The organism is uncultured Mycobacterium sp. (assembly GCF_964249325.1).
In the GTDB taxonomy this organism is placed as follows: domain Bacteria; phylum Actinomycetota; class Actinomycetes; order Mycobacteriales; family Mycobacteriaceae; genus Mycobacterium.
This window is the reverse complement of record NZ_CAXUCH010000375.1, coordinates 1,297-1,724: the sequence shown is the minus strand read 5'-3', so window position 1 is coordinate 1,724 and position 428 is coordinate 1,297. Positions and strand designations below refer to the sequence as shown.

Below are 428 nucleotides of genomic sequence, written 5' to 3'. Positions count from 1 at the left end.
ACCCCCGGCTGGACGTCGAGACCACCCGCATACTGCTGGGTGAGGTGCCGGCGGCGTTTCATGCCGGGGTGCAAGACATTTTGTTGATCGGGTTCGCGTGGGCGGTGGCGGAATTTGTAGGCAACCCCGGCGCGCCGATCGGTATCGACGTGGAGGGCCATGGGCGCCATGAGGAGCTGGGCGCCGATATTGATCTGTCCCGCACGGTGGGCTGGTTTACCACCAAGTACCCGGTGGCGTTGACGGTCGGTGGGCTCGATTGGGCGCAGGTGGCCGTCGGCGCGGCTTCGCTAGGGGCGGGGATCAAGAGCGCCAAGGAGCAGCTGCGCGCCCTGCCGCACCCGCTGACCTATGGGTTGTTGCGGTATGTGAACCCCGATGTTGATTTGGAAGGTTCCGACCCGCCGATCGGGTTCAACTATCTGGGG

The 428-nt window shown here is 65.2% G+C and carries 1 pseudogene (running past one end of the window); it reads left to right on the top strand.

Annotated features, from left to right (window positions below):
• Positions 1-428: pseudogene (locus tag ACFE99_RS24690) on the top strand (condensation domain-containing protein) (its annotated part extends 1,035 nt beyond the left edge of the window); the annotation flags it as partial.